17 protein-coding genes are annotated in these 14226 nt (G+C 63.5%); 4 read left to right on the top strand and 13 right to left on the bottom strand.

What is annotated here, in order from left to right; translation table 11 throughout:
- Positions 1 to 9 precede the first annotated feature (9 nt).
- The 9 genes from gspK to gspC are packed head-to-tail and all read right to left on the bottom strand — an operon-like array spanning position 10 to position 8878.
- Positions 10 to 1053 carry a type II secretion system minor pseudopilin GspK gene (gspK, locus tag G3T16_RS14450; protein ID WP_163495850.1) on the bottom strand — a complete coding sequence of 348 codons (1044 nt, stop codon included), beginning with the start codon at positions 1051 to 1053 and terminating at the stop codon, positions 10 to 12.
- Positions 1034 to 1774: a type II secretion system minor pseudopilin GspJ gene (gene gspJ / locus G3T16_RS14445; protein WP_232059094.1), complete on the bottom strand. Its 741-nt coding sequence runs from the start codon at positions 1772 to 1774 to the stop codon at positions 1034 to 1036. The genes gspK and gspJ overlap by 20 nt, the downstream gene beginning before the upstream one ends.
- Positions 1761 to 2168 carry a type II secretion system minor pseudopilin GspI gene (gene gspI / locus G3T16_RS14440; protein ID WP_197912070.1) on the bottom strand — a complete coding sequence of 136 codons (408 nt, stop codon included), beginning with the start codon at positions 2166 to 2168 and terminating at the stop codon, positions 1761 to 1763. Before gspI ends, gspJ begins: the two co-directional genes overlap by 14 nt.
- Entirely contained in the window at positions 2155 to 2769 is a 615-nt protein-coding gene (locus G3T16_RS14435) for a GspH/FimT family pseudopilin (protein ID WP_163495848.1), read from the bottom strand. The genes gspI and G3T16_RS14435 overlap by 14 nt, the downstream gene beginning before the upstream one ends.
- Positions 2735 to 3184 carry a type II secretion system major pseudopilin GspG gene (gene gspG / locus G3T16_RS14430; protein WP_163495847.1) on the bottom strand — a complete coding sequence of 150 codons (450 nt, stop codon included), beginning with the start codon at positions 3182 to 3184 and terminating at the stop codon, positions 2735 to 2737. The genes G3T16_RS14435 and gspG overlap by 35 nt, the downstream gene beginning before the upstream one ends.
- 4 nt (positions 3185 to 3188) lie before the next feature.
- Positions 3189 to 4412: a type II secretion system inner membrane protein GspF gene (gspF, locus tag G3T16_RS14425; protein WP_163495846.1), complete on the bottom strand. Its 1224-nt coding sequence runs from the start codon at positions 4410 to 4412 to the stop codon at positions 3189 to 3191.
- 15 nt (positions 4413 to 4427) lie between these two features.
- Entirely contained in the window at positions 4428 to 5936 is a 1509-nt protein-coding gene (gspE, locus tag G3T16_RS14420; protein ID WP_163495845.1) for a type II secretion system ATPase GspE, read from the bottom strand.
- A gap of 2 nt (positions 5937 to 5938) precedes the next feature.
- On the bottom strand, positions 5939 to 7969 hold the full coding sequence (gspD, locus tag G3T16_RS14415; RefSeq protein ID WP_163497118.1) for a type II secretion system secretin GspD: 2031 nt from the start codon (positions 7967 to 7969) through the stop codon (positions 5939 to 5941).
- A 45-nt stretch (positions 7970 to 8014) separates the two neighbouring features.
- A complete protein-coding gene (gene gspC, locus G3T16_RS14410) occupies positions 8015 to 8878 on the bottom strand; it encodes a type II secretion system protein GspC (RefSeq protein ID WP_163495844.1) in 864 nt (287 codons plus the stop codon).
- Between the two features lie 811 nt (positions 8879 to 9689).
- Here gspC and cysK point away from each other — a divergent pair.
- The 4 genes from cysK to G3T16_RS14390 all read left to right on the top strand — a co-directional run bounded on the left by cysK (position 9690) and on the right by G3T16_RS14390 (position 11737).
- The gene (gene cysK, locus G3T16_RS14405; protein ID WP_163495843.1) at positions 9690 to 10658 is read left to right on the top strand and encodes a cysteine synthase A; all 969 of its coding nucleotides are present in this window, start codon (positions 9690 to 9692) and stop codon (positions 10656 to 10658) included.
- A 114-nt stretch (positions 10659 to 10772) separates the two neighbouring features.
- Entirely contained in the window at positions 10773 to 10946 is a 174-nt protein-coding gene (locus tag G3T16_RS14400; RefSeq protein ID WP_232059093.1) for an HTH domain-containing protein, read from the top strand.
- Between the two features lie 171 nt (positions 10947 to 11117).
- On the top strand, positions 11118 to 11408 hold the full coding sequence (locus G3T16_RS14395) for a nucleotidyltransferase family protein (protein ID WP_163495842.1): 291 nt from the start codon (positions 11118 to 11120) through the stop codon (positions 11406 to 11408).
- Positions 11405 to 11737, top strand: coding sequence for a HepT-like ribonuclease domain-containing protein (locus G3T16_RS14390; RefSeq protein ID WP_163495841.1), 333 nt, complete (start codon positions 11405 to 11407; stop codon positions 11735 to 11737). The genes G3T16_RS14395 and G3T16_RS14390 overlap by 4 nt, the downstream gene beginning before the upstream one ends.
- Positions 11738 to 11805: 68 nt before the next feature.
- Here the strand turns inward: G3T16_RS14390 and G3T16_RS14385 are convergent, their stop codons facing one another.
- From G3T16_RS14385 to G3T16_RS22005, 4 genes are all read right to left on the bottom strand, one after another.
- Positions 11806 to 12384, bottom strand: a complete 579-nt coding sequence (locus tag G3T16_RS14385) for a hypothetical protein (protein ID WP_163495840.1) — start codon at positions 12382 to 12384, stop codon at positions 11806 to 11808.
- Positions 12385 to 12519: 135 nt separating this feature from the next.
- Complete coding sequence (locus G3T16_RS14380; protein WP_163495839.1) at positions 12520 to 13122, bottom strand: GNAT family N-acetyltransferase; 603 nt, start codon at positions 13120 to 13122, stop codon at positions 12520 to 12522.
- 63 nt (positions 13123 to 13185) lie between these two features.
- Positions 13186 to 13956, bottom strand: coding sequence for a quinone oxidoreductase family protein (locus G3T16_RS14375; RefSeq protein WP_232059092.1), 771 nt, complete (start codon positions 13954 to 13956; stop codon positions 13186 to 13188).
- Complete coding sequence (locus G3T16_RS22005; protein ID WP_232059091.1) at positions 13953 to 14156, bottom strand: hypothetical protein; 204 nt, start codon at positions 14154 to 14156, stop codon at positions 13953 to 13955. Before G3T16_RS22005 ends, G3T16_RS14375 begins: the two co-directional genes overlap by 4 nt.
- Between the last annotated feature and the right edge of the window lie 70 nt (positions 14157 to 14226).

The following is a 14226-nucleotide window of genomic DNA, read 5'->3' as shown; positions in this document are numbered from 1 at the left end:
AACAGTCTGCTACAGGCTGCCACTGGCCCGGGCGACGGCCCGGACCCTGCGCTGATCGCGTTGCAGCACACTGTACAAGCGCATATTGCGCCCGGCAACTTCCACCTCTGCACTCAGCAGGAACCAGGACGAGCGCTCGCTCAACACACTGCGCAGCCCCTCCGTGGGCTGGTCCGCAAACGCCGGGCCCGCCAGCAGCGCATCAATGCTCTCGAACCCCCCGTCGCTGCGCTGCTGCTCTAGCAGGCTCTGTGCCGCGAAGCCGTCCAGTGGTGCCAATTCATCATCACCGTTGAGCGAGCGCAGTAGCGGCGCAGCAGCGGTGTGAATATTGAGACCCGCAGGCGTCTGCGGCCAGACCGTGACCAGCGGCTGCAGTGCCCGGTAGAGCTGCGGACTGATATTGGCCACCGCGCGCAGCTCACTGACACTGGCCATGGGCCGGTTGGCAGCACGGTAGGCGGGGCTGAGGCTGAAGTAATGATCATCCTCGGCGCCAAAGGGTCGCGGCGCGGTGTCCGCATCCAGCCAGTCACCGATCGAATGGGTGATCTGGATCGCCTCCTGCAGGCTGACCGCCGGTTCCCCCAGCGCCTGCAACAGGCGGATGAACTGGGCCTGGGAAGCAGTGAAGGCCTGCGCCCCCGACGCGCCGCCGGTCTCCTGCGGGCCCTGGTCGACCAGCGCATTGAGGTTGAAACGGCCCTGCAGATCCTGCAGGGAACCGCTCAACCAGCCGCCCTCCTCCAGCGGATAAGGTGTGGCCTGGCGGGCCCAGAATTCACTCAGATCATCCCGCGGCTGCTCCCGCGACTGGTCGGCATCGTAGTCCATCACCAGCGCCAGCGCCGCCAGTTCCTCGGCGCCACGCAGGTAGGCATGGCCCTGCTCGGCCAGAAACAGGTTGGTGCCGCGCTGATAGAACAGCGTGAACTCGCTCTTCATTGCCACAATCAGCGCCGTCGACAGGCCGAATACCAGCAGCGCGACCACCAGCGCGGCACCACGCTGATGGCCGGGCCGCGCCCGCATGTCAAAGCGGCGGCAATGCATACAGGCTCCTCACCTCGCCCATGCCTTCTATCTCCAGCACCACTTCCAGCGCGCTGGGCGGTGCCAGCTCAAGCCCTGGCTGACTGCTGTCGGGAATCCAGTTCTCGGGCCAGTTACGGCTGTCGATCGCGGTGCCGCGGCTACCCGGACGCAGACTGTCGACGTTGTCCAGAAACAGCAGGCGCACACCGGTAATTCCATCCAGCAACAGCACCCGCCGACCCCCGGTATCGCCGGCACGGTCCAGGACCGGGTAGCTCTCGCGCCAGAGGGCGTCATCCTCCCACAAATAGTTGACCCGCTGCAGGTTGCTGCGCGGGTGCTCCAACGGATTGTGCCAGCCAGCGCGGGTAAAGCTGAGCATGAAGCGCGCCGCCCGGCCTCCGGTCAGCGCCGGCTCCGTCTCGCCGAATTCGTCGCGCACCGGCCGCGGACTGAAATGACGCAAATCGCGGCCCAGGATCATCAGCGCTCGATTCAGCTCCCAGGTCTGCTCGGCCACTGCCCGGGTGCTGCCCACCCCGGTGATCACCGTGGACAATCCATTGTAGGACACCACCGCGACAAAGGCGGTTATCGCCAGTGCGATCAGTACCTCGACCAGGGTGAAACCCTGCATCATCGGCCATCCCGGAATTGCGCCCGGGCCGGCTCGCTTCGGTGCCAGACGGGCTGCCTCTGACTGAATGCCATTGTCCACTGGCAGGCTAGGCGCCGTCATCGGTCCGCCCCTCGGACGTCATGAAGCCCACCAGGGTGTACAGTGGCCGTCTCTGGTCTGTATCGCCCTCGCGCACCGCAATTTCCACCCGGTAGAAGGACTGCACCTCGGTGGTAGCGGTTTCCAGGGTCCAGTACCAGTCGCGTCCAGCCAGTTCGGCAACACCACTGTCGCGACCCTGGAACAGGCTGCCCCGGGCCTGGGTCAGCAACCGCAGTTCCACCAGTTTGTTGTTGGCAATGAGCTGGGCCAGGGACTTGTCGCGCAGATAGGCGGTGCCGTCCACCTGCTGCTGCAGGGAAAACATCAGCGCCGGCAGTGCCAGCGCCACAATGGCCAGCGCCACCATGACCTCTACCAGGGTAAAGCCGCGGCAGGCGCTACCAGTCCGCACGCCGGATCTCCTGTGCCGGTTCGCCGCGCTGCAGCAATTCCATCCGTCCCAGCAGATCCCACTGCAGCCGCCACAGCAATTCACCGCTGTCGCGGTGACGCAGCTCCAACTGGCCGGGGGTCGTTTCGCCGCTGGCATGAAAGACCACCTGCGGCGTGGCGTCGTCACCTACCGGCGCGACCAGCGGACCGACTGCCGGTGCATCCTCCAGCGCCAATTCCAGCCTCACTTCGGGCGGCAGGGTACGGGTCTCGAAGACGTCAGTGGCGGTCAGCGGGCTGCGCCACCCCTCCGCACGGCGCTCGCGCCAGCTGTAGCCGGAGCGGGTGGCCGGACCGCGGCTGTCCTGCAACAGCAGCAGTCCCATGTCCGTGCCTGACAGCTGGGCCTCGTCAATCGCGAACAGGGACACGTTCTGCAACTCCCGCATATGGGTTTCCAGCAGCTGGTCCTGATTGCCGGAACCGACATTGAGGGTGGCCAGCGAGGTGATGATCACCACCACAAACAGCGCCACCAGCAGTTCGACCAGGCTGAAGCCCCGGCACTCGGGCTGAGGGGCTCCCTCAGTCCTGCTCTTTCCAGTTACCGATATCGGCATTCTGCCCCTCGCCACCGGAGAGCCCGTCGGCACCCTGGCTATAGATATCCACTTCGCCATGTTCACCCGGGCTCAAGTACAGGTAGGGCCGGCCCCAGGGGTCCAGCGGCAGTTCCTGCAGGTAGCCGCCCTCCTTGAAGTTGCGCGGCTGCGGATCCAGGTTGCTGGGTTCCACCAGCGCCTGCAGCCCTTGCTCGGTGGTGGGATAGACATAATTGTCCAGACGGTAGATCTTCAGCGCCGTCTCTATGGCCTTGAAGTCCGCATGCACTTTCTGCACCCTGGCCTCGTCGGCGCGATTGAGCACCGTCGGCGCCACCACGCTGATCAGCAGGCCCATGATTACCAGCACCACCAGGATCTCCACCAGAGAGAAACCGTGTTGGCCGTGTCGTGTGGTCTTTAGAGATTTCATACTGTCATCGCACCATCGTATTGAGATCAAAGATTGGCAGCAGGATTGCCATCACAATCACCAGCACCATCGCCCCCATGAACACCACCAGCAGTGGTTCCAGCAGGCTCATTATGGTACCCAGGGTCATCTCCAGCTCCCGTTCCTGATTGGTGGCAGAGCGCTGCAACATGGTTTCCAACTCGCCGCTGGCCTCACCGCTGGCCACCATATGCACCATCATCGGGGGAAAGCGGCCGCTCTGGCGCAGTGCCCGGTGCAGGCTGCTCCCTTCCTGCACCCGCTCGGCCACTTGCGCACTGTCATCCCGCAGCACCAGATTGGTCAACACCTGGCCGGCAATGCGCAGCGACTCCAGCAACGGTACGCCGCTGGCCATCAGAATGCTGAGGGTGGAGGCGAAGCGGGCGGTATCCATCGCAATGACCAGCCGCGACAGCCCCGGCAGAGTCAGCAACAGGCGATGCCAGCGCTTGCGCCGCACCGGCGGCCGCAGCCAGCGGCGCAGGCCGACCACCAGCACTGCCACGCCGAGCAACACCCACAGTGCGTAGTCACGGGAAAAGTCGGAGGTGGCGATAAGCCCTCGGGTAAGCAGCGGCAGCTCGCGGTTGGTGTGGGCAAAAATCCCCACCAGTTCCGGCACCACGAATACCATCAGCGCGACCACCACGGCGATTGCCACTCCCACCAGGATGAAGGGGTAGATCATTGCCATCTTCATTTTCTGGGCGGTGTACTGGCGCTGTTCGTTGTAGTCCGCCAGCTCTTCCAGCACCGGGCCCAGAAAGCCGGCGTGCTCGCCCGCGTTGACCATCGCGCGGTACATCTCGTTGAATACCAGCGGAAACTCGCCCATCGCGTAGGCCAGCGTGTGGCCCTCCGCCACCCGCGAGCGCACCTGCAACAGCAGGCCCTTGGTACGGGCCTTGCGGCTCTGCTCTGCCGCGGCCTGCAGGCACTCGTCGAGCGGCAGACTGGATTGCACCAGGGTCGCCAACTGGCGCGTGACCAGCGCCAGTTCGGCCACGCTGATACGGGGCTGCAGGAAGGGCAGCCGCAGCCGCGGCTGGTTGGCCGCCGCCTGGCGGTTGGCGATCGCGACCTCCACCGGACGCAGCTTCTGGCTGCGCAGCTGGCTGCGAATCTGGCGCTCGGAGTCGCCCTCCAGCACGCCCTTGACCAGTTTGCCGCCCGGATTCAGGGCCCGATATCGATACGCCGTCATCGCCCGCGCCCGCTATCAGTTGACTGCGGTGACGCGCAGCACTTCTTCCATGCTGGTCTCGCCCGCCAGAATACGCCGGCGGCCATCTTCCTGAATGCCGGGGTAGTGTTTGCGTGCTTCCTGCAGCATGTTCTGCTCACTGACGCCCTCGTGAATCATCAGCCGCAGCGCATCATCGATCTCGATCAGTTCGTAAATGCCGGTGCGGCCGCGGTAGCCGCCGTAATTGCAGTGCTCGCAACCGACCCCGCGGTAGATCTGCAACTCCTCCGCCGGGGCGGGATCCACCCCCAGCAACAGCAGCTCCTGGGCACTGGGCACATAGGCCTGGCGGCATTCACGGCACAGCAGGCGCACCAGTCGCTGCGCCATCACGCCGATTAGGCTGGAGGACAACAGAAAGGGCTCTATTCCCATATCCTGCAGGCGGGTGACTGCGCCGATAGCGGTGTTGGTATGCAGGGTGGACAGCACCAGATGACCGGTGAGCGAGGCCTGCACCGCGATCTCCGCGGTTTCAAGGTCGCGGATTTCGCCCACCATCACCACATCCGGGTCCTGCCGCAGGATCGCCCGCAGACCGCGGGCAAAGGTCATCTCCACCTTGGTGTTGACCTGGGTCTGGCCCACGCCGGGCAGCATGTATTCAATCGGGTCCTCGATGGTGAGGATATTGCGCGTGGTCTGGTTGATATGCGACAGACCGGCATACAGCGTAGTGGTCTTGCCCGAACCCGTGGGACCGGTGACCAGGATGATGCCGTGGGGGCTGTGCAGGGCCTTTTCATACCCGGCCAGCACTTGCGCATTCATTGCCAACTGCGCCAGTTCCAGCTGACCGGCCTGCTTGTCCAGCAGGCGCAGCACCACCCGCTCGCCATGGGCGGAGGGAATGGTGGACATGCGGATATCGACCGCGTGACCGGCGATGCGCACCGAGATGCGGCCGTCCTGGGGCACCCGCTTCTCCGCGATGTCCAGCTTGGCCATCACCTTCAACCGCGACACCAGCAGTGGCGCCAGCATCCGTTTCGGTGACAGGACTTCCTCCAGTACGCCGTCGATCCGGTAGCGGACACTGAGCCGGTCCTCGAAGGTCTCGATGTGGATGTCCGACGCCTTGTCGCGCACTGCCTGCGACAGGATGGCATTGATCAGCCGGATGATCGGGGCGTCGTCCTCGGCGTCCATCAGGTCACCGGTATCGGGAATCTCGTCGGCCAGCCGTGACAGATCCACATCCAGGCTGATGTCCTCGGCCATCTGTACCGCGGCGTTGTTGTCGCGCTGATAGGCCTGGGTCAGGCGGCGCTGGAATTCGGCTTCACTGACACTCTCAAGCCGGAACGGCGCTCCCAGCCAGCGGCGCAGCTCCAGCAGTACCTGCAGGCCGGGCGTGGCCCGGTGGCAGATAACCGGTTCCGCGGCCGAGTCCTGCAGCAACACGCCGTGCTGCTTGGCAAAGCTGAACGGCAGTGCGCGCGGCGGGGCCACGGGCTGCGCTGCCAGTGCTTCGGCCGGCACCGTCACTGCTCTCCCGCGCTGGCGGGGGGTCCGTCCTGTACCTCGTCCCGGATTTCCTCCAGTTGCCGGATCTGCTCTTCCCACTCGGGCAGCACCGGCACGTAGTCGTCGTCGAGGAACATCAGGCCGCGCTCCTTGCGCAGCATCTGCTGGTCGCGGATAAAGCGGTATTTATCCGCGGTGGCCCCCGCCAGCGCCTTGTCGTCGCGGATAATCGTGGGCCGAATGAATATCAGCAGGTTGGTCTTGACTACCGACACCGCATCGGAGCGGAACAGGCGTCCGAGGAAGGGGATGTCGCCGAGCAACGGCACCTTCTGGGTACCGTCCTGAACGTCGTCCTTGATCAGCCCCCCCAGCACCACTACCCGGCCGTCCCCAGCCATCACTTTGGTCTGCAGAATGCGCTCGTTGGTGATCAGGTCGGAGGCCTCGAGCGAAGCGGAGGCGTTGCTTAAGCTGGACACTTCCTGGGAAATCTCCAGCACCACCGCATCCCCCTCGTTAATATGGGGAGTGACCGTCAGCGTGATGCCCACGTTCTGGCGCTCGATGGTCTGGAAGGGATTCTGGGCGCCATCGCCAGTCCCGGTACTGGTAAACGACCCGGTGACGAACGGGACGTTCTGGCCCACTGTGATATAGGCCTCCTGGTTGTCCAGTGTGAGCAGGCTGGGGGTGGAGAGGATGTTGGCATTGGACTGCTGCTTGAGTGCGTTGAGGATGACTGTCATCGACAGGTCTTCGCCAACCACCCCCCACCCCAGGGACAGGCCGTCGGACTGCGCCAGCGCCCCCGCCAGCGCACCGACATTGAAATCGCCGGTGGTGGCCGCATTGCCGCTGCCATCGCCGCTGCCATCGGGCAGCAGGGCTGCGGCAATACGCCTGGCGCGGGCGTCGTCCGCCGTTATACTGCTGCCATAGAAGCCGTTGTCGTTGGCAAACAGCCACTGCAGGCCGAGGTCCTGACCGTCACGGACCTCCATCTCCACGATAATCGCCTCCACCAGTACCTGCGCACGGCGGATGTCCAGCCGCGAGACCACTGCTTCCAGCGACGCCATCTCCTCGGTGTCGGCGGTGATGATCAGGGCGTTGGTACCCTTGTCCGCCTCTATGGTGGCGCCACTGCTGCGGCGCGTCGCGGCCTGGCCGTCGCCGCCGTCCAGGCGACTGACATTCTGCATGACCCTGGTCAGCACATCGGCAATGTCCTCCGCCTTGGCATATTCCAGGTACACCACCTTGACGTTGCCGCTCTGCTCCAGCGGCGTATCCAGGTAGCGGATCAGGCGCACCATCCTGGCCCGTTCCAACTCGTCGGCACTGATCAACACGCTGTTGGTGCGGGCATCCGCCACCAGCAGCACTTCCACTTCATTGCCTGCCTGGGCCTCCGACTTGGTGAGCTGTTCCAGCATCCTCACCACTTCCTCGGCGACGCCGTATTCAAGCTTGATCAGCTCGGTCTCCTGCACCGCACTGCGATCCATCTGCTCAATAATGCTGCTGATCCGGTCGATATTGGATGCCACGTCCGAGATAATGATGGCGTTGCTGGGGGCGTAGGCGGCCATATGGGCCTGCTGGGGTACCAGCGGCCGCAGTACCGGTATCAGCTTGGCGGCCGATATGTTCTTCAGCCGCATGACCTGGGTGACATACTCGTCATTGGCGCGACCCGATTCACCGTCCCGCATGGCCACCGGTGCGGAACGGGCGTCCTTGCTCTGGATCACACGCACCACGCCACCGGAACGCACCGCGGTATAGCCATGCACCTCAAGGATCGACAGAAACAGGTCGTACAGCTCGGCGCTGGTGATCGGCTTGGAGGACACCACCCTGACCTTGCCCTTCACCGCCGGGTCGACCACGATGGTGGTACCGGTAGCGTCGGAAACGAACTTGATCAACTCCTGGATGTCAGTGTCTTTCAGGTTGACCGTAAATTCCTGGGCATTTGCGCCAGTCCCGGTGCAAAGCCAGGCCAGCAAAACTATCAGGGGGAGCCGCGGCACCCATGCCATACTCTTCACTAACTGTCCACCCTCACCCGAATTGCCGTGACTCTATCATTGATCGGCTGCAGCATCACCCAGACTCACCCTGACCGCCAGCGGCTGGCCGTCCCGCTGCAGCTCAAACTCCGCCTCCGTGGCTGTACGCATTGCCTGGTACAGCCGCATGGTGTTGGCGGGGTCAGACAGGCTCAGCCCGTTTACCGCCACCACCACGTCGCCGGCACGAAAACCCAGGCGCTGGAACTGGGTCTGGTCCTGCCCCGGCGCCAGCCGGTAGCCGCGCAGTTGCCCGTCCTCCCGTACCGGCGAAATACGCACCAGCTCCGCCAGCGACTGGGGGTTCTGGTACAACTGTTGCCGATAGCCACTTGCCAGTTCAGTGGTATCGGGGTCGGCGCGCACATCGACCTGCCGTGCCGCGCCAGCCGTCGGTGCGGCTCGGCGGGCGCTCTGTTGCAACTGGCCGTCCAGCTCCGATTCCCTGTAGAGGCTCAGCAGCTCATAGTTGCCGCCGTTGTCCAGTACCACCTGGCCCGGCATCACCTTGGCGAGCACCACATTGCCGGGCACCGGCAAGGCGTCATCGACGGCGTACACGCCCTGGCGGGACTGGTGCTCGATGATCGCGCTGCCCAGCCCATCGGCGGTGTAGGCGATGATGCCGCGCAGGGTCAGATTGAGGCGGGTTTCCCGGGCACCTTTTTCAATGCCGTCCCGGTCGGAAGGGGCTACCGCCTCCAGCGCTGCAACTTCCGCCTCGGCCGGGGCGGCCCCGGGATCACCAAATAACTGCCAGCTGCGCAACGCCTCGATATCCACCTCGGCACGTGACTCCTGCGCCGCCCCGCCGCGGGCCGGCGGATTGATGATGTCCCGGGCAGGGCTACCGGCTGGGCCTGCGGCAGCAGCGCCCAAAACAGTTGCGCCAGGGCATACAGCGCCCACAACACAAGCAGTGCCACCACTATCTGGCGCAGGCGCCGCAGCCGGGCGGGTTCGGCCAGCGCCTGCGCCCACCGCTGCAGCTGCGCCGAGGCCTGTGCCGCAATCGTGCTGTTTCTGACCCACTCGGCCGACAAGGCGTACTCCTGACTGCAGGCCGGGGCAATGGCGCCACGGCATGTTTTCGGCCCAGATTATAGGGACCGCCATTAAAAGATAAAACTGTGACAGAACCATGACAAAAATACGGTGCCGGACAGAAGGCCGGATTATTTCCGCGTATTCCTGGCCAGCGGCAACTCCCGCTGAGGGATGATAGTAACCTGCCAGCGATAACAGACCAACTCGATTGAGCGGCCACCCTCCCTTGCGGGTGGCCTGACAGCTTCGGCGTCGCTCCGGGTGCGAATGCCTCTTGGTCCGTTGCGGGGCCCTTGCGGGGCGGGTGATGCGGGGAATAGGTGGAGAGCGTCAGTGCGCCCCATAAAAAAAACCGGCCGCGAGGGCCGGACTAGAGATGGAGTCTCTACAAGGGGGAACTGTGGACCTGAATGGCGACCTTGCGGTCTGGGACAACACTACCTTCCGGATCCGGCCTCCATAACCGCATCCACGCTGTCTACGGCCAATATGACCAGGATTGATACGGCAGGTTCCCGCTGAAAGTAAAAAAATTGCCTGATAACCCAAAAAGTCTGAAATCGTCCCCCTGCCGGGCCAAATATGGACAGGGGGGAGCCATTTGACTACTCTTTCTGCACCACTTCTCGGCCCAGGAGCACCCATGAGCCAGATCTTTCAAGACAACGCTGAAACCATAGGCGGCACACCGCTGGTGAAGATAAACCGCATCAGCCAGGGCAATGTGTACGCCAAGCTGGAAAACCGCAACCCGGCGATGTCCGTCAAATGCCGGATTGGCAGCAGCATGGTGCTGGCCGCCGAGCAGGACGGCAGTCTCAAGCCCGGTATGACCATTGTCGAACCCACCAGCGGCAACACCGGCATCGCGCTGGCCTTCGTGGCCGCTGCCCGCGGCTACGGCTGCCTGCTGACCATGCCCAACACCATGAGCCTGGAGCGGCGCAAGCTGATGAAGGCGCTGGGGGCCGAGATCGTGCTGACCGACGGTGCCAAGGGCATGCCCGCGGCCATTGCCAAGGCCGAGGAGATCATCGCCTCCGAGCCGGGCAAATACTGGGGCCCCCGCCAGTTCGAGAACCCCGCCAACCCGGCCATTCACGAGAGTACCACCGGACCGGAAATCTGGCGCGACACCGACGGCGGCATCGATATCCTGGTGTCCGGGGTCGGCACCGGCGGCACCCTGACCGGGGTGTCGCGTTATATCAAGCAGACCCAGGGCAAGGCGATCCAGACCGTGGCGGTGGAACCCGCCAGCAGCACCATCATCGGCGCCGCCAAGAGCGGTGAGGAGCCCACCCACGCCCCGCACAAGATCCAGGGCATCGGCGCCGGCTTCCTGCCTGCCAACCTCGACCTCGCGATGGTCGACCGGGTCGAGCAGGCCACCAATGAGGACGCGATGGCCTGGGCCCACAAGCTGATGCAGCAGGAGGGGATATTGGCAGGGGTATCCTGCGGCGCGGCCATGGTGGTGGCCGACCGCATCGCCCGCGAACCGGGGAACGAAAACAAGATGATTGTCGTCATCCTGCCGGATTCCGGCGAACGCTACCTGAGCTCTGCGCTGTTTGAGGGCAAGTTCAGCGACAACGAGATGGTGCAGTAACGCAGGCCAGGGATTCGGGTCAGGACCCGGGTGGCCGGAGCAGCCACCTGGGACAGCCACAATGCCTGGACCATGCGGGCACACATGACATAGGACTGTTGGATTGGTGTGCCGATGGACAAATTTGACCGCTTCCAGCTGCTCCACCGCCAATTCCGGTCTCATCGCCACCCTATCCCGATAGCAACGCTCGCAGCACGGCTCGAATGCACCGAAAAAACGGTCAAGCGCGCCATTGAGAGCATGCGGGACTGTAGTCGTACCGCACCCGAGGAAGGAATTGGATGAATATGCGGCCAGGAACCACCACACACGCAGTGCATTGATCGTTAAGGCCACGGAGAAGCTCATCGCTTCACAAGGAGACTGATCGAAAAGAGTTGGCACGTCATGCTTTGTTCCGATCATGCTTATGTTGAATGGGCTGTTCTGGAACGTCAGAAACTATTGGAGATGTCTATGTTACTTGAAGAACTTCGCGAGCACAGAAGTCAGATACATGCCTTGGTGAGCCAATTTGGTGGGCGCCGAATTCGTGTGTTCGGGTCGGTAGCCAGAGGTGATGAAAGACCTGACAGCGATATAGACTTTCTTGTTGATTTCCCTCGCGGGTATGATCTTTTTGCCCAGCGCCTGCCGTTGACTGAAAAGCTCGGAGAGCTCTTGCACCGCGATGTAGAGTTGCTGCCGGAACATGAGCTAAATCCGCACATCCGGGATTATGTGCTAAAAGAGGCGGTTGAAATATGACCAAGGCATGGCAGCCCTATGCACTGCATATCCTTGATGCGATCGCTAAAATTCGCCGTATCAAAGCGAGCGGCGACTTGACCCAGGATGAAATTCTGTACGATGCGACATTGAGGAATTTGCAGACGTTGTCGGAGGCCACTCAACGTCTCCCGCAGGAGAAAAAAGATATGTATCCGTCCGTGCCTTGGCGGGAAATTTCCGGATTTCGCAATATTCTCGTGCATAATTATCTAGGTACCATAGACCCGCTGACAGTTTCGAGTGTAGTACGAACGCATTTGCAAGCACTTGAAGAAAGTATCAAAGCCATGCTGGAAAATGCGTAAAGTGCCAATGAGATTTGCGGGGCGGCGCTGCCGACTGGACGCTTCCGGCCCCCAGCAGCCCCGCCTGCCTAATTCGCTTTATCCCGCTTCAACGGCGCCTCATACACCTTCGCATCCACTGCATAGTGCCGGGACAGGATGTCCACTACCTGTTGTTCGCGGGAGGGATCCAGTATCCGCACGAACAGCAGTATGTGGCCTTCGTCCACCTGCTGCCGCAAGAAGTCGGCATCGCTCTGATGGATGACGGAGGCGACCACCGCGCCGACCACGCCTACGGCAACGGCGCCGCCGATACCGGCCAACACGGCTCCGCCAAGAACCGCCGAGGAGGCGACGACTGCGCCCATTGCGCCGGTGGTGCCCAGAAAATACAGGCTGCCGCCCAGCGACTCGGAGGCCTCACCTTCACCCTCCTGGCCCACGAAAGCCACTGCGGGCGCCGAGCCGGAATCATGGCCCTCGTTGACCCGGGTGTAGAGGTCACCCAGTGATCGCTCGACCACCTGTTCGTTTGCCAACAGGCCGAACTGCCCGCGCTCAATGCCCGAGGCCCGCAATTCGCGCATGGCTGCCCGCAGATGCCCCGGGTCGAAGAAAATGCCCACCGCTTCCCGAACGGTGTCCTTGTTGTCTTCAGAGGTCATAAGTCCTCCCGCCTGGTTTGGTGGCCCCGTACCTCAGTATAGGCACAGAATCACCCGCTGGCTGGAAATTCTGACGCCTGACAAAGCGGCTGCTATCGGTGGCCACGAGATGACAAAGCACGCCGCCGGTGGTGACTAGCCGGCGTGGGGATCTACCGCTGATGTTTGCAGCAGGCGCAACAGGCGCTGCTTCACCTGGGGCCACTCGCTGTCGATCACACTGAAGTACACCGAATCGCGGGCATAGTCGTCCTGGACGATCATGTGCTTGCGCAGGACCCCTTCGCGGGTGGCACCTATACGTTCCAGTGCCTTCTGGGAGCGCTGGTTGCGGGCATCCGCCTTGAACTCTACCCGCAGGCAGTGCAGCCGTTCGAAGGCATGTCGCAGCAGCAGGAACTTGACTTCGGTATTGACGCCAGTGCGCTGCCACTCCTGCCCCAGCCAGGTCCAGCCGATCTCCAGGCCGCGGTGCTGCGGACGCATGTGCAGGTAGCGGGTGCTGCCCACCAGCCGGTGCTTGGCGTTCTCGATAATCGCCCAGGGCTGCTGATCCGCCGCGGCCAACGCCTCGTCCACCCACTGGCGAGTGTCGGCAAGATCCACAAAGCAGCTGCGCGGCATATAGAGCCAGTCGGGCTCATGCCGGCCACGGGCGAACAGGCCCTGGGCGTGTTCGCGGGACAATGGTTCCAGCCGCACCAGGCTGCCGCGCAGCGGCGCAGGCGGCTCATCCATCTGCACGGATCACCTCCTTGCCCAAGACTGCATACCTTGCTCGGGCCGGGCCGGCCGCGCTATTCAAGGCAGGATTACCGTGGAGCCGGTGGTGGCACGGGCCTCCAGGTCGCGGTGCGCCTGGCGGATATCCGCCAGTGGGTAGCGCTGCCGGATGTCCACCCGCAGGCTGCCGTCCAGCAGGCGCTCGAACAGGGCCGCCGCGGACTGGCGCAGTTCAACGGGGGAAGCTGTATAGTCGAACAGGCTGGGGCGGGTGACATAGAGAGAACCGCCTGCCGCCAGCCGCTGCAGGTCCAGCGGCGGCGGGCTACCGGAGGCGTTGCCGAAACTGACCAGCAGACCCCGCGGCTGCAGACTGGCCAGGGAAGCGTCAAGCGTGTCGCGGCCGACGCCGTCGTAAACCACCCGGACACCGGCGCCACCGGTCAGCTCCCGTACCCGTGCAGCCACATCCTCGCGCCGGTAATTTATGACATGCTGGTAGCCATGAGCCAGCGCCAGTTCCGCCTTTTCATCCGAACCGACGGTGCCAATGGCGGTAGCACCCAGCGCACTGGCCCACTGCCCGAACAGCAGGCCCACACCACCGGCCGCAGCGTGGAACAGGCAGCTCTGCCCCGCCTGCAGCGCGAAGCAGCGCTGGATCAGGTATTCCACGGTCTGTCCCTTCAGCATGACCGCAGCAGCAGTGTCAAAATCCACCGCTTCAGGTAGCGCCACCAGCCGCTCCGCCGGTAAATTCAACGCCTGGGCATAGGCGCCGAGCCCGGCCGTGCAATAACCTACCCGGTCGCCAGGCACCAGTTCCACCCCCTCCCCGACAGCGGTCACGACGCCCGCCCCTCCAGCCCCAGACCACTGGGCAATGCCACCGGATACAACCCGCTGCGGTGATACGTGTCGATAAAGTTGAGTCCGATTGCCCGGTTCTCCAGCGTAACCATACCGGGCCCCGGCGCCGTGACTTCCACCTCGACCAGTTCCATGACCTCCGGGCCACCGGTTGCCGCTATCCGCACTGCCATTGTCATGGGGTGATCTCCGTGTTGCGTTGCGGCCCAGTCTGCCAAATAACCGGGGCCCGGGGAACCGGCAATGACA

The organism is Kineobactrum salinum, from assembly GCF_010669285.1.
Taxonomy (GTDB): Bacteria; Pseudomonadota; Gammaproteobacteria; order Pseudomonadales; family Halieaceae; genus Kineobactrum; species Kineobactrum salinum.
This window is presented reverse-complemented; position numbering and strand designations above follow the sequence as displayed.

What these genes read in the sequence shown, in the direction of transcription:
- gspK (WP_163495850.1), bottom strand. Translation starts at nt 1,053, where the DNA reads ATGCATTGCCGCCGCTTTGACATGCGGGCGCGGCCCGGCCATCAGCGT.
- gspJ (WP_232059094.1), bottom strand. Translation starts at nt 1,774, where the DNA reads ATGACGGCGCCTAGCCTGCCAGTGGACAATGGCATTCAGTCAGAGGCA.
- G3T16_RS14435 (WP_163495848.1), bottom strand. Translation starts at nt 2,769, where the DNA reads ATGCCGATATCGGTAACTGGAAAGAGCAGGACTGAGGGAGCCCCTCAG.
- gspG (WP_163495847.1), bottom strand. Translation starts at nt 3,184, where the DNA reads ATGAAATCTCTAAAGACCACACGACACGGCCAACACGGTTTCTCTCTG.
- gspF (WP_163495846.1), bottom strand. Translation starts at nt 4,412, where the DNA reads ATGACGGCGTATCGATATCGGGCCCTGAATCCGGGCGGCAAACTGGTC.
- gspD (WP_163497118.1), bottom strand. Translation starts at nt 7,969, where the DNA reads ATGGCATGGGTGCCGCGGCTCCCCCTGATAGTTTTGCTGGCCTGGCTT.
- cysK (WP_163495843.1), top strand. Translation starts at nt 9,690, where the DNA reads ATGAGCCAGATCTTTCAAGACAACGCTGAAACCATAGGCGGCACACCG.
- G3T16_RS14400 (WP_232059093.1), top strand. Translation starts at nt 10,773, where the DNA reads ATGGACAAATTTGACCGCTTCCAGCTGCTCCACCGCCAATTCCGGTCT.
- G3T16_RS14395 (WP_163495842.1), top strand. Translation starts at nt 11,118, where the DNA reads ATGTTACTTGAAGAACTTCGCGAGCACAGAAGTCAGATACATGCCTTG.
- G3T16_RS14390 (WP_163495841.1), top strand. Translation starts at nt 11,405, where the DNA reads ATGACCAAGGCATGGCAGCCCTATGCACTGCATATCCTTGATGCGATC.
- G3T16_RS14385 (WP_163495840.1), bottom strand. Translation starts at nt 12,384, where the DNA reads ATGACCTCTGAAGACAACAAGGACACCGTTCGGGAAGCGGTGGGCATT.
- G3T16_RS14380 (WP_163495839.1), bottom strand. Translation starts at nt 13,122, where the DNA reads ATGGATGAGCCGCCTGCGCCGCTGCGCGGCAGCCTGGTGCGGCTGGAA.
- G3T16_RS22005 (WP_232059091.1), bottom strand. Translation starts at nt 14,156, where the DNA reads ATGACAATGGCAGTGCGGATAGCGGCAACCGGTGGCCCGGAGGTCATG.